General features: G+C 56.2%; 9 protein-coding genes. All 9 read right to left on the minus strand.

Translation table 11 applies throughout. The annotated features are described in order from the left end of the window. Positions 1–5: 5 nt before the first annotated feature. Positions 6–2,957, minus strand: coding sequence for a cellulose biosynthesis cyclic di-GMP-binding regulatory protein BcsB (gene bcsB, locus NR195_RS12675; protein ID WP_256844582.1), 2,952 nt, complete (start codon positions 2,955–2,957; stop codon positions 6–8). Further along, positions 2,954–5,065, minus strand: a complete 2,112-nt coding sequence (gene bcsA / locus NR195_RS12680; RefSeq protein ID WP_010671648.1) for a UDP-forming cellulose synthase catalytic subunit — start codon at positions 5,063–5,065, stop codon at positions 2,954–2,956. The genes bcsB and bcsA overlap by 4 nt, the downstream gene beginning before the upstream one ends. 49 nt (positions 5,066–5,114) lie before the next feature. Then, the gene (gene bcsQ, locus NR195_RS12685) at positions 5,115–5,918 is read right to left on the minus strand and encodes a cellulose biosynthesis protein BcsQ (RefSeq protein ID WP_010671647.1); all 804 of its coding nucleotides are present in this window, start codon (positions 5,916–5,918) and stop codon (positions 5,115–5,117) included. Beyond that, positions 5,909–6,499: a cellulose biosynthesis protein BcsO gene (bcsO, locus tag NR195_RS12690; RefSeq protein ID WP_256844583.1), complete on the minus strand. Its 591-nt coding sequence runs from the start codon at positions 6,497–6,499 to the stop codon at positions 5,909–5,911. Before bcsO ends, bcsQ begins: the two co-directional genes overlap by 10 nt. 760 nt (positions 6,500–7,259) lie before the next feature. After that, complete coding sequence (gene dppF / locus NR195_RS12695) at positions 7,260–8,282, minus strand: dipeptide ABC transporter ATP-binding subunit DppF (RefSeq protein ID WP_022624835.1); 1,023 nt, start codon at positions 8,280–8,282, stop codon at positions 7,260–7,262. Beyond that, on the minus strand, positions 8,272–9,258 hold the full coding sequence (gene dppD, locus NR195_RS12700) for a dipeptide ABC transporter ATP-binding protein (RefSeq protein ID WP_010257423.1): 987 nt from the start codon (positions 9,256–9,258) through the stop codon (positions 8,272–8,274). The genes dppF and dppD overlap by 11 nt, the downstream gene beginning before the upstream one ends. A gap of 12 nt (positions 9,259–9,270) precedes the next feature. Next, positions 9,271–10,173, minus strand: a complete 903-nt coding sequence (dppC, locus tag NR195_RS12705; protein WP_010671643.1) for a dipeptide ABC transporter permease DppC — start codon at positions 10,171–10,173, stop codon at positions 9,271–9,273. A gap of 9 nt (positions 10,174–10,182) precedes the next feature. Continuing rightward, positions 10,183–11,202 carry a dipeptide ABC transporter permease DppB gene (dppB, locus tag NR195_RS12710; RefSeq protein ID WP_010257427.1) on the minus strand — a complete coding sequence of 340 codons (1,020 nt, stop codon included), beginning with the start codon at positions 11,200–11,202 and terminating at the stop codon, positions 10,183–10,185. Between the two features lie 171 nt (positions 11,203–11,373). Continuing rightward, a complete protein-coding gene (gene dppA / locus NR195_RS12715) occupies positions 11,374–12,984 on the minus strand; it encodes a dipeptide ABC transporter periplasmic-binding protein DppA (RefSeq protein WP_010671642.1) in 1,611 nt (536 codons plus the stop codon). Positions 12,985–14,210 lie beyond the last annotated feature (1,226 nt).

The raw sequence follows: 14,210 nt of genomic DNA on the forward strand, positions 1-14,210 counted from the left end.
TATCCTTACTTCCTGCCGGAATCACGGCCCTGCTTTGGGTTCAGACGTCGCCAGGCGTGACGCTTCAGCATCACCCAGGCCGCACTGCCCACCAGCGCGGAGAGCAGCATCGCCGCCACCGCCAGCAGCACCGAGTGCTGGTTGGCATACCACACCACCATCATGTACCAGGGCAACTCACCGCTGGGAAACTGCGCGCCGACGCGGAAACTGCGAATGCCGTTTTCATCGGTAATAATCGCGGTATCGCCACGAATGCCGGCGTTAATCTGCGCTGAACTCAAATCGTTATGCAGTCGCAACAGCTGATCGTCGCTGGTTGCCACCGTCATCACCACCAGCCGATCGCGGTTCCATGGCGATCGGTAGCTGAGGAAGCCTCGCCACGCTTCGTTGGAGGAGAAGTAACGATCGGCATCCAGCTGCTGACGGCTCCAGTCACCGGTCAGCCAGCCGCGTAATTTTTCCAGCGTGTCAGGCTCTTTCACCCCAAAAGTGCTGCTGGTGGCGTCATAAGGGGAAGCCGCCAGCATCGCCTGATTAAAGGCGCTGTTGCCGGTGGTGCTCACCGCCAGCAGATCGCTCTGCTGTATGCGCGCCAGATGGGTTCCGCCAGTCGGCAGGCCAAACAGTACCTGATTCTGTGTCAGCGCCAGACCGGTGGCTTTACCAGCCCGCGCCGCCAGATCCAGCAGCGTTGACAGTTCAGCATCGCTGGGCGTTTCCGGCAGCAGCAGCGTGGTCTGGCTGAAATCGGCCAGACGTGAGAACGGGAAAGAGGCACCCACAAAGTAAGAGAGGTTCGGCAGCATGCTGAAGTGACGGGTATGGCTCAGATCGATCCATGAATCCTCTTCAATCCGGCTCTTGATGTTGTTGTTCAGTAACACACCGCAGGGCGCATCAGCCCGCGGTTTGATATTGAAGTAGAGCGCCAGCTGGTTATCGCCATAGATCAGGTAGGGTTCGAGATTAAGCTGATACTGCTCCTGACGCGCATCACCGCCCAGACGGTGCCAGGCGTTCTCCAGCAGGCCGACTTTGTTCACCGTCAGATTGCGCAGAAAAGTGCCGTTAAGCATGACGTTAAGGAAGGAATTATCCTCATCGATCCAGCTTTCGGACGGGAAGCGATAGTGCAGATTGACCGGCACTGTGTCGCCATCCCACAGGAACAAATCAGGCGCGGCGCGGAAGTTAACACGCAGCGCATCATGCCAGATGCCGCTACTGGTCAGACTCTGATCTTTACGCAGCAGTTCGCTCAGTCGTACCGGACGGTCAGTGTTAATCCAGCGCGGGGCATCGTAAGGTTTGCGGTTTGCAATAGTCTGTGCGGGGACCTGCAGATGACTCTCATCCGTCGTCAGTGGCTGCGTCGTCAGACGGTTCGCCGCCTGACGCAACTGCTCCTCATTGTTGCCACTGACCAGCAGCAATTTGTAAACCGGATTATTGGGATTATCCACCACCTGCAACATCGGACCGTTACTGGCCGGGAAAGTCAGGGTGCCGATCCGGTCACCAGGATGACCAAACAGGATGCCGTTGTGTTCCGGCAGTTCGCCGCGCACCACCGGGAAACGGATGCCGCGATAATCACTCTGAATGCCGAGCCAGGATGTCACCAGTGCCGCCGCGCTGACAGCATCGGCTGAAACATGACTGGCAAAGCCCACCGTCACGGTGGACGCCGTCATCCGCTGAGGATCCAGGAAGGGGCGCGGGAAATTACGCAGGCTGGTGCCGATATTGAGCTTCTGACCCTCAAGGTGCAGCGATGTGTTCGGCAGAATGGTGACCTGATACTGCTGTGCGCTCTCTCTTTCACACAGCAACTTGTCCGCATCATTGATTTTAAAACTCAGATTGTTCGCCGACACCACCATCGCCGCCGGAATATCCAGCTCATAGTCGCTGACATCGCTGTCCGTCGCACCCAGCGGCAGCGTGCCGAGCGGCTGACCATTCAGCATCAGTTGCAGCGACGTATTGCGTGCCGCCAGCGCAGCTGAGACGCGCAGCGTCAGATTAAGTCGCGCATTGGTGATGACTTCATCGCCGGGCAGGGTAAAGGTGATGCCCGACTGAAGCTGGCCGCCGGTCAGCGTGATGCCGCGCGACTGGCCCATCTGGGCCACTGAAATAACACTACTGATTGGCTGATTGATGGCAGCCGCGATCGGCGGCTGCGCTTCTGCAACCGGTGCAGCTACCTGACCTGGCGCGTAGGGCAGCGCACTGGCGGCCGCTTCCAGCGCGGGATCGGCACTGCTCAGGCCCTGCGGCAGGGGTACTGCTGACAGCGCGCTGCTGTCCTGGGTCACCGCGCCGGTGGCGGCCATCGGCGCGGTGGTCTGGGCAGAAGCCGCCGCCTCACCGGTCGATGACGCGGTCTGAGGCGTTGAGGTCGCGTCACCGGTCACTGAAGATGGCTGAGTTTGTGATGTCGCCTCGCTACCTGGGGCGTAAGAGGCGTTCACCGGGGGTGCCATGGCATTGGGTGATGCACTCTGTGGCGCCGATGCCGGTGCAGATTCTGCGGACGGTGTCGCAGATGGCGCATTTGCCGCTGGTGACACTGACGGCATTGCAGACTCTCCACCGCTGACCGGGACCGCTACCTGGTCTGAACCTGCCGTCTGGGTGGAACCATTATTCATGGGCACCACAGATGCCGCATCGCTGGCCGGAGCCTGATTTGTCGCGGGTGCAATGACGGTGGCATCGGCAGGCTGCGTGCTGGAAGCAGCATCAGGCGGCGTCGGAGCCGGACTGTTTACCGGCGCACTGGCAGGCTGCGTGGTGGAAGCAGCATCAGGCGGCGTCGGGGCTGAACTGTTTACCGGCGCAGCACTGCTGTTATCAGCAGTAACCGGCGTTTCCGCGCCAGCGGGCGTCAGCCATAACGCTGCGGTCAGTGAACTGACCAGCAAAGTTTGCGTCAGGATCTTCATGCCGCCCCATCCTCTTTCGCCGCCGCGGCAACCGGATCGACATTTTTACGTTTATCGTGGCGGCCTTTCCAGGTCAGCCAGAACAGCTCAAAGACGGTACGGATAATAGTGCCCAGCGAAATCAGCGGGTTGTCCTGCTTATACTCCGGCTGAATCCAGGCATCAGCACGAGCCAGCACCACACGGACCAGTTCGCGACGACGCGCCAGCGGCATCGCCTCAAAGCGCAGACGGATGCTCTCATCATCGCCGGAAATCTGACTGACCGGGATAGTGATCGCGCCGGATTTCAGCAGCAGATCAATCTCTTCAATCTCATCAGTTTCATGACGTCCATCGGGTGCATCAAGCTGCGCGCCGCCCATCGAAAGGTTGCTGGTCTGGGTGCGCGATGAAATGCCGCTGGCGTAATGAATAATCGCCGGGATTTGCACTTCAACACGGATGGTTTTACGTACCTGCTTGGTTTCGCGCGCCACGGCAATCGCCGCCATCAGAATGATCAGGCTGAAGATCGCCCAGCCGACGTTGAGCGCGATAACGTAAGGATCGACGCCAAAATAGTCATGCATCACAGCACGCACCACGCCGGCTACAATGCCAATGCCCAGCAGCAGCGCCACAATCACATGCGGACGCACAATGTGGAAATCGAAGAAGCCCTGATCCAGCACGCCGCCTTTATCGGTCACGTTAAACTTGCCATGTTTTGGCGACAGCAGGGTCAGAATGGTCGGGATTACCAGATGGAAGCACATCACCGTCTCATAAATTTCACCCCAGAAGGTGTAACGGAAACGGCCATTCATTCGTGAGTTAACGTAGAGCGACATCACCAGATGGGGCAGCACATAGGCAAAGATCAGCGAGGCCGATGAGTGAATAATATTCAGGTTAAACAGCAGGTAAGCCAGCGGTGCGGTCAGGAAGGCAACGCGTGGCAGGCCAAACTGGAAATGCAGCATGGCGTTGAGATAGCAAAGACGCTGCTGCCACTTCAGGCCACGGCCAAACAGCGGGTTATCGACGCGGAAAATCTGTGTCATGCCACGCGCCCAGCGGGTACGCTGAATGATATGCAGGCCCAGACGTTCTGTTGCCAGACCGGCAGCCAGCGGGATCGACAAAAAGGCTGAGCCCCAGCCCAGTCGCTGCATTTTCAGGGCGGTGTGTGCATCTTCGGTCACGGTTTCAACGGCAAAACCGCCAATCTCTTCCAGCGCTGAACGACGGATCACCGCACAGGAGCCACAGAAGAAAGTGGCATTCCAGTTATCGTTACCCTGCTGCACCGGGCCATAAAACAGCGAGCCTTCGTTTGGAATGCTGCGTGCGGCGCGCAGGTTACGCTCAAAGGGATCGGGAGAATAGAAGTAGTGCGGCGTCTGTAGCAGCGCCAGCTTCGGATCTTTCAGGAACGGTCCGACCGTCGCCTGCAGGAAGGTGCGCGTCGCCACGTGGTCGCAGTCGAAGATGCAAATCAGCTCACCTTTGGTGATTTTCATCGCATGGTTGAGGTTCCCGGCTTTGGCATGTTTATTGTCGTCACGGGTGATATAACCCACGCCGACATCCGCCGCAAAGCGGGCAAACTCGCTGCGCTTGCCATCATCCAGCAGATAGACCCTGATTTTGTCACGCGGGTAGTCGATACACTGCGCTGCGAGTACGGTGTCGCGCACCACATCAAGACTTTCATTGTAGGAAGGCACATAAATATCGACCGTCGGCCACAGGCTGGTGTCGTCCGGTAAGGGTTCGATGGTGCGTTTTAATGGCCAGGTGGTTTGCAGGAAGCCAAGAATTAAGATCAGCCAGACGTACAGCTCCGCCAGATATAAGCCAATGCCTAAGATAGCTTCAACTTCGGAATTAAAGTGCAGCGTCTCGGTGGTCCGCCACCAGATATAGCGGCTGGACATCAGCGCAGAGAGAACCACCATCACCACCGTTATTTTGCGGCTCTTGCTGAAACCCAATAAAAACATCATGCCGATGCTGATCAGACCAAAAATATACTGTTTCTGGCTGTCCATTGGCGTAATGATGATCACCGCCGCAACGGGTGCAAGCACCAGCAGCAGCAGGTAAAACCCGATTTTACTCATGATTCACCCTGAGAAGAGCTGTGTAAGTCAGTCGCCTGGCAGAAGCCGACTAAAAGTGGTTTGTGCGGATGGGAGCCTGAACTTCGCCATTACCCACGGTGATATTCAGAATGCTGCTGACTCTTTTCGCGATCAGTTCAATATCAAATGCCGCTGCGGAGGCGGGACTGAAATCGTAAACAGACTGCTGCGAAGCATTGGCTTCACCCACACTTTCATCACGGTGAACCACGCCCAGTAAATTATCGCCCAGGCGCTGCTGCATAAACGCGGTGACATCGCGATTGATATTCCGGCGGTTGTCACACTGGTTAAGGATGAAATAGTGACCCTGCTTATTATTGAGAGGCTTACCGATCATCCGGTTCTCTTCAATCTGCGGTAATAACGATACTGATGCGGTATCGGCTAACATCACCACTAAATGCATATCGGCCAGCGCCGTCATTGCTTTAAGGGCGGGGCCCGGGCCCGGCGGGAAATCAGCCACGATCACCAGACCGGGATAATTGAGCACCGTATCCAGACCGCGCTTAATAAAGTGGGGATCTTTCATCAGGTTCTCTTCGAACCGTTCGCGCTGCGGCTCCGTGACGTCGCCATAGGGCAGCACAAAGATATTGCCGCCAGTGGTAAGAATCGACTGGCTCCAGTCCGCCTGCTCTTCTGAGCGCGCCACAAATCCGCGGCCATCATGAAGCGGCACGCCAAAGTGAAGACGCAGTGCATTCTGCACATCAAAATCAATCGCCAGAACTTTGCTACCGGAACGCGCCAGACTCCAGGCCAGATTCGCCGCCAGCGTGGTTTTCCCCACACCCCCCTTCGGCGAGCACACACAAACTAATGGCATAGCGCAATCTTCTCCAGTAACGGTTTGAGTAAGGTTTCTTTCGGCAGATTAATCTCGCGCGAGCGGAACAGCGCACCAAATCGCCCTGGCTCAGAATGGGTGGCGGTGGGTGCGACGACGGGCTGAAGCTCCGCCACGGTGGCAGGCCGGACCGACTCAGCACGCAGCGGGGTCGCAGGCTCAGCCACGGCCGCTTTTTGCAGTGGCGGCGGTGGCGGAAAGAGTGATGAAGGACCGCGTGCAGTCGTGCTGGTTGCTGGCAGGTTATTGCCTGACAGGCTATCGAGAATCGAGGTGCGGGTTGCCGTTGCCGGTTGCGCAGTAAGTGCGGCATGTCGTGCCGGTGCCCCAGGCGGTGGAGACGTAAACTCATCACCACGCAGCGGCTGAGGTTGCGGCAGGTCAATACGCTCGCCGCCGCCAAACGGTGTCTGATGTTCTTCTTTCGCCAGCTGGCGAATCAATGCCCATTTACTGTGTTCCGCCGCTTCCTGCGTCTGGCCAGACATATCTTTAAAGTCGATGTCGAGCGTTTGCGTTTTCTCTTTAAAACGCTGCAAATCATCGTAATTATTCTTCATTGGCCATGGCCTGCAACAAGGTGGGAATTTTCCTGGAATATAACACATCCCTTTAATATCAGTCAGAAAAACCTGATTACAAAAAAAGCAATTTCAATCAAATTGTTTAATCATAAAGATTCAATAGTGGCGGAAGAAAGCCTTTTTTTAGTCATTGCCGCTGATAATTAATAAGTAATACTTAAGTTAAATTCATTAGCACTGTTTTAATAATTTTTCTGAAAATACCGCTCTTACAACCTCTGGCACTGCCAGGCTGACTCCTGTAAACAGCCTTTCAAAGAGCGTTCAGGCTGCCGCAGGCGCAAAAAAATCGCATTTCTGCCATAAGTGATTGAGGCTATTTATCTTTTTTCATTGCAAATATCGCCAGAATAAAAACAGGTTAAAACTGATAACGGAAAAAGAGGAGGGATAACCAGGAAGTGCTCGCTGACCTGCGAGCAGTGCGGCTTGCAGCTGAGTTGAGATAAAAAAAGGCTCCAGAAAGGAGCCTTCGGCTGGGGAGTTAAGATCGCGAACAGGCTCAGGGGGCATACGCCTTAAGCAAAGACGCAAAAGACGCCATCCCTGGCAGGCTCAGCGCGGGCGATTACGCACCTCATCCCTGAGGGGCGCCCGTAGCCGGGCCAACGCTTTGCGTTGTTCAAAAACGCTCCCGGCGTTTTTGTCCGGGGGGCGCAATGTTTTGCTACAGGCCTGTGCTCCCATCGCTTTCAATTTTGTGCGGTCTGTAAACATCAGAATGCGCTGCCAATCCTCAGTTGACCTTTTCTGCCACGCCGACCGGTTGATTCTCATCCTGATCAACCGCGAAGCAGGCAATCTCCTGTCCGCCATAGTTTTTCAGCTTCGGCTGCAGCTGCACGCAGGTGCCAAAACGTCGGTGGCAGCGCGCATTAAAGGCGCAGCCCGGCGGTGGATTGAGCGGGCTCGGCAGCTCGCCGGTCAGCTTAATGCGCTCACGACGGTCGTCTGGATTAAGCCGCGGCGTCGCCGACAGCAAAGCCTGGGTATAAGGATGCCGCGGGTTGGCAAAAATCGCCTCTTTACTGCCCTTCTCTACGCACCGGCCGAGATACATCACCATCACCTCATCGGCAATGTGTTCCACCACCGACAAATCGTGCGAGATAAAGACATAAGAAAGCCCCATATCCTGCTGCAGATCCATCATCAGGTTAAGCACCTGGGCACGCACCGACACGTCGAGCGCCGAAACCGGCTCATCGGCAATCAGGACGTCCGGATCGAGCATCAGCCCACGCGCGATGGCGATACGCTGACGCTGCCCGCCTGAGAACATGTGCGGGTAGCGGTCGTAGTGCTCGGTTTTCAGGCCGACTTTTGCCATCATCTCCAGCGTCTTCTCGCGGCGTTCCGCGCGGGTCAGCTGGGTATTAATCACCAGCGGCTCTTCCAGAATCTGGCTTACTTTTTTGCGCGGATTGAGTGAGCCGTACGGGTTCTGGAACACGATCTGGATTTTCTGGCGACGCAGCTTCTGCGCCTGGGGATCATGTTTCAGCAGATCCTGACCGTGCCAGTAAAGCTGCCCTTCGGTCGGGGTTTCAATCATCGTCAGCAGGCGGCCCAGCGTGGATTTACCACAGCCTGACTCGCCTACCACCGCCAGCGTTTTGCCGCGTTCCAGATTAAAAGAGACGCCATCCAGCGCTTTGACCAGACGCTCCTGACCAAACAGCCCCTTCTTCACCGGGTAGTGCTTCTTCAGATCAATCGCCTGCAGCAGGAACTGATCTTTCGTGGTTTCATGACTCATAAGTTGGTCTCCCGGCATCGTCCAGCGGATAGTGACACTTGGACTGGCGTCCTGGAATGGTGCGCAGTTCAGGTTCTTCCTGACGACAAAGGTCAGTCGCATAGGGACAGCGTGGATTAAGCAGACAGCCAATCGGGCGGTCATACTTGCCCGGTACCACGCCAGGCAGCGAGGCCAGGCGTGCTTTATCGGCCGCGAACTCCGGTAGCGCACGCAGCAGCGCCTGCGTATAAGGATGGCGCGGCGCCTTAAAGATATCGGTCGCTTTCCCGCTCTCCACCACCTGACCGGCATACATCACGATAATGTGGTGCGCCGCTTCTGCCACTAACGCCAGATCGTGAGTAATCAGGATCAGCGCCATGTTCTCCTGCCGCTGCAACTCCAGCAGCAGTTCGATGATCTGCGCCTGAATGGTCACGTCGAGCGCCGTGGTCGGCTCATCGGCGATTAACAGCTTAGGCCGACAGGCGATCGCCATGGCAATCATCACACGCTGGCTCATGCCGCCCGACAGCTGGTGCGGATAGACATCGAGCCGTGACGCAGGATCGGGAATACCGACCTGATTCAGCAGGTCGATCGCCCGCTGACGCCGGGTGCGTTTATTGCCACCCTGATGCACCTTGATCGCTTCCATGATCTGGAAACCTACGGTGTAGCAGGGATTCAGGCTGGTCATCGGGTCCTGAAAAATCATCGCCACTTCGGCACCCACCAGCTGGCGGCGCTCACGTTCGGAGATGTTCTGCAGGTCGCGCTGGTTGAACTCCAGCTTCTCAGCCATCACTTTGCCGGGGAAATCGATCAGCCCCATGATCGCCAGGGAACTCACCGATTTACCGGAGCCGGACTCGCCCACGATACCCACGACCTGGCCCTGCTCAACCTGATAACTGATGCGGTCAACCGCGCGGAACGGTGCTTTATCGTCGCCGAAATGCACCGATAGTTTGTCTACATTTAATAACGCCATCTCGGTGCCTCTTTACTGCTTGAGTTTCGGGTCGAGTGCATCACGCAAACCATCGCCCATCAGGTTAAATGCCAGCACGGTAAGCAGAATGACCAATCCAGGGAAGGTCACTACCCACCAGGCACTTTGCGCATACTGCAGGACGTCGGAGAGCATCGTGCCCCACTCCGGCGTTGGCGGTTGCGCACCCATACCGAGAAAGCCCAACGCCGCCATATCGAGAATGGCGTTGGAGAAACCTAATGAAGCCTGCACGATCAGCGGTGCAAGGCAGTTAGGCAGAATATTCACAAACATCTGGCGCAGCATACCGGCACCGGCCACGCCGGAGGCGGTCACATAGTCGCGGTTCACTTCCACCAGCACCGCCGCGCGGGTCAGACGGATATAGTGCGGCAGCGCCACAAAGGTCAGCGCGATGGAGGCGTTAACGATCGAGGGGCCAAAGATGGCGACCAGCACCAGCGCCAGCAGCAGGCTGGGCAGCGCCAGCATGATATCGACCACACGCATGATGATGGCATCGACCACGCCGCCGAGATAACCGGCCAGCAGGCCAAATATCACGCCGAAAATCAGTGACAGCACCACCACCAGGCAGCCAACCAGCAGCGACAGCCGCGCGCCGTACATCAGACGCGACAGCACATCGCGGCCTACATCGTCGGTGCCCAGAATGTAGCTCCAGCTGCCGCCTTCCTGCCAGACCGGCGGATGCAGCAGCGCATCGCGGAACTGTTCAGCAGGGGCATGCGGGGCCAGCACATCGGCAAAAATGGCACACAGCAACACAATGATGATGTAAACCAGGCCCACGACGGCGCCCTTGTTACGTTTAAAGTAGTGCCAGAATTCCTGAAACGGGGTCATCGGCTTGGGTGCAACGGTAACGCTGCCGGGATCAACAACAGACATGATGCCCCCTTATTTCTTATGACGTATGCGCGGGTTAACCACGCCATACAGCAGATCAACCAGCAGGTTGACCACAATAATCAGTACTGCTGTGAGCAGCACCCCGCCCTGCACTACCGGATAGTCACGGCGCTGCAACGCTTCAATCAGCCAGCGACCCAGGCCCGGCCACGAGAAGATGGTTTCGGTCAGAATCGCCCCGGCCAGCAAAGTGCCGACCTGCAGGCCGATCACCGTAACCACCGGCAGCATGGCGTTTCGCAGCGCATGCACTACGATCACGCGCATGCGCGTCAGGCCTTTGGCGCGCGCCGTACGGATGTAATCTTCACCCAGCACTTCGAGCATCGCCGATCGCGTCATTCGCACAATCACCGCCAGCGGAATGGTGCCGAGCACGATGGCAGGCAGAATCATGTGCATCACCGCATCGTGGAAGTCGCCCGGCTCACCCCAGAAGAAGGTATCGATCAGCATAAAGCCGGTCAGCGGCATGGTGTCATCCAGGAAGACGGTGTCGCCGACCCGCCCGGAAACCGGCGTCAGGTTGAGCTGTACCGAGACCAGCATGATCAGCATGATGCCCCACCAGAAGATCGGCATGGAGTAGCCGGTCAGTGAGATCCCCACGGCGGTGTGATCGAAAATCGACCCCCGCTTCACGGCGGCCATGACCCCAACCGGGATACCAATGGCCACGGCAAATATCATGGCGCAGATGCCGAGTTCCAGCGTCGCTTTGAAGCGCGGAACAAACTCATCCCAGACCGGGATGCGGCTCTTGAGTGAAATGCCCAGGTCACCATGTAATACGCCGTTAATGTAGTTCAGGTACTGTTTCCACAGCGGCTGATCCAGACCTAACAGCGCCATTAACTGTGCATGGCGTTCAGGAGAAATACCGCGTTCGCCCGCCATGATCAGTACCGGATCGCCGGGGATCATGTGAACAAATGCGAAGGTGAGTAATGTAATACCGATAAACGTTGGGATGACAAGGCCCAGACGTCGGAGTATGAACTGCAGCATAATCCGGGTTCTCTCTTGTCCGCGCGACCGTCGCCGCGAGGGTAGTTATTGCTTACATCTGACGATCGGGTAGGCCCGACCGCGACGCAGACAGGCTGCGCCTCTACCGTTTCCAGTAAAACAGGGAGATAAAGCCGGGGCGACGCGCAGCCGCCCCGGAAAAGGCGACAATTATTCTTTAATGTCTACCTGAGCAAAGTAGTGTCCGCCCAGCGGATCGACTTTGTACCCGGAGACTTTCTTGCTGACCGGTTCGTATACCGTTGAGTGCGCGATCATCAGCGCCGGTACCTGGTCATGCATCACAACCTGTGCCTGCTTGTAGTACTCGATGCGCTTCGCCTGATCGGCGGTGGCGCGAGCTGGCTGAATCTGATCCTCAAAGGATTTATCACACCAGCGCGAGTAGTTAGAGCCATCTTTTGCCGCTGAACAGCTGAACAGGGTGGCCAGGAAGTTATCTGGATCCCCATTGTCGCCGGTCCAGCCCATCATGACGGTCTGGTGCTCGCCTGCTTTGGCGCGCTTCAGATATTCGCCCCACTCGTAGGTGACGATTTTGGCTTTGACGCCAATCTTCGCCCAGTCGCTCTGGATCATCTCAGCCATGCGGCGCGCATTCGGGTTGTAAGGACGCTGAACCGGCATTGCCCACAGGTCGATTGAGAAGCCGTCTGCCATGCCCGCTTCTTTCAGCAACGCTTTGGCTTTCTCAGGATCGTAGGCGTAGTCTTTCACGTCGTCGTTATAGCCCCACATCGTTGGTGGGATCAGGTTTTTAGCAGGCTGACCTGCACCCTGATAAACGGCTTCGATAATCGCCTTTTTGTTGACCGCCATGGTCAGTGCCTGACGCACTTTCAGGTTATCCAGCGGTTTTTTCTCAACGTTGTACGACAGATAGCCGACGTTCAGGCCAGCCTGCTCATACAGATTGATGTTTTTGTCCTGCTTCATACGCGCGATGTCAGCCGGGTTTGGATAGGGCATGACCTGACATTCGCCCTTCTGCAGCTTGGCGTAACGCACTGAAGCATCCGGGGTAATGGAGAAGACTAAGCGATCGATTTTCGGCTTGGTGCCCCAGTAATCCGGGTTAGCTTTGTAAAGGATGCGCGAATCTTTCTGGTACTGCAGCAGCTGGAACGGACCGGTACCGACCGGATTCAGGTCGACATTTTGCGGGGTGCCCGCTTTCAGCATGTTGTCAGCGTACTCTTTCGACAGAATCGAGGCGAAGTCCATGCCAAGGTCAGCAAGGAACGGCGATTCAGGACGCGTCAGCACAAAGCGCACGGTGTTCTCGTCCACTTTTTCAATTTTGCTGATCAGCTTCGGCATGTCCATGCCTTCGAAATATTCGTAGCTGCCGCCGGAGACGCCGTGATAGGCGTTGTTTTTATCCAGCTGGCGCTCAAAGGTGAACACCACATCATCCGCATTGAAGTCGCGCGTCGGTTTGAAATCTTTGGTGGTCTGCCACTTCACGCCTTTGCGCAGGTGGAAGGTGTAAGTTTTACCGTCTTCACTGACATCCCACTTCTCTGCCAGCGCAGCGTGCAGTTCGGTGGTGCCGATAGTGAACTCAACCAGTCGGTTGTAGATCTGACGTGAGCTGGCATCGTAGGTGGTGCCCGAGGTGAACAACTGCGGGTTAAAGCCTTCCGGAGAACCTTCAGAACAGTAGACCAGGGTTTTTGCCTGAACACCGGCGGCGACAGTCATAGCAATCAGGCTCAGACCGACCTTCAGCATCCCGGATTTAGCCAGGGAGTTGATCATGCTTTTGCTCCATTGTGATGTGATGTTGTGTGTATTGCCCGACCTCTGATTTTTTTATGCGGTTCAGGCGTACCACCGAACAGGTGGTTAAAGCACGCTACGTTTTTTTTGTTTTTTCTTATGCAGATGGTGCATTCAGAAAATTCCGTAACTGTGCGTTTATTGACGCATCAATTTGTCAACAGTTGCAAAGAACGTCAATACAACGGTTACTTATTTACACAGAGTGTGAGGGATAGCATGCAACGGTAATAAAAACCCTTTCGGCCTAAAAGCCATACAATGCACAGCGCTGCTGGTCTGATTTCCGTGCATTGTGCTGGATGGCTGTTCTATCGCTAGTGATTCTCACCGCTAAAAAACTTAAAACTTTTACCGGCAAATGTTGAATAACTGAACGATTCACCGTGCGTTATGACGTTCATCCAGCGGAATATGCTGGTAAAGAAGCATAAGAAATCAGCATGTTGCCGCTTTCGGTCATAAGAAGAATGTGTCGCGAATTATGATCGCATCTCTTATATGGCAAGGCCTGCCAGCGGGTAAGTGATGATAACAACGGCTGGTAAACAGAATGCGCGGTGGATGGGGTTTACTGGAACTTTCTGGAAAATCATAGCCAGAGGCTGAAAGCGAGGGAAGGTTCAGGGAAGAGGATGTGGCATGAATGGCTGTCAGATCGAGACTGCTTCAGGAACACGGTCAGATCGGAAAGGCGCTTAAACCATCCATGGACGCTCGGCCCACGCCGTCCATGGCGTGGGACGCTTTCCTCCTCTGCCCCTGTTCCCTGCGCCTTGAGTTTATGCGCTGCGGTCAGATGTATCCGGGTTTAGATCTGTCAGCCGTCTGAGGCTCCCAGGTAAGTACCTGATGCGTCTGCCAGACGTGAAGCGAAGGGAGCATACGCCTGTAGCAAAGCATCGCGCCGCCCGGATAAAAACGCCGGGAGCGTTTTTGAACAACGCAAAGCGTTGGCCCGGCTACGGGCTCACCTCAGGGATGAGGTGCGTAATCGCCTGCGTTGAGCCTGCCAGGGATGGTGTTTTTGCGTCTTTGCGGAAGGCGTATGCTCCCTGAAGCCCACTCAGCGGTAATAATGTGAATGCTTAGCGGCCAGATCGAGACTGCTTCGGGAACACGGTCAGATCGGAAAGGCGCTTAAACCATCCATGGACGCTCGGCCCACGCCGTCCATGGCGTGGGACGCTTTCCTCCTCTGCCCC

Origin of the sequence: Pantoea sp. Ft-CA_14 (genome assembly GCF_024520875.1) — a bacterium.
Taxonomy (GTDB): domain Bacteria; phylum Pseudomonadota; class Gammaproteobacteria; order Enterobacterales; family Enterobacteriaceae; genus Pantoea; species Pantoea agglomerans.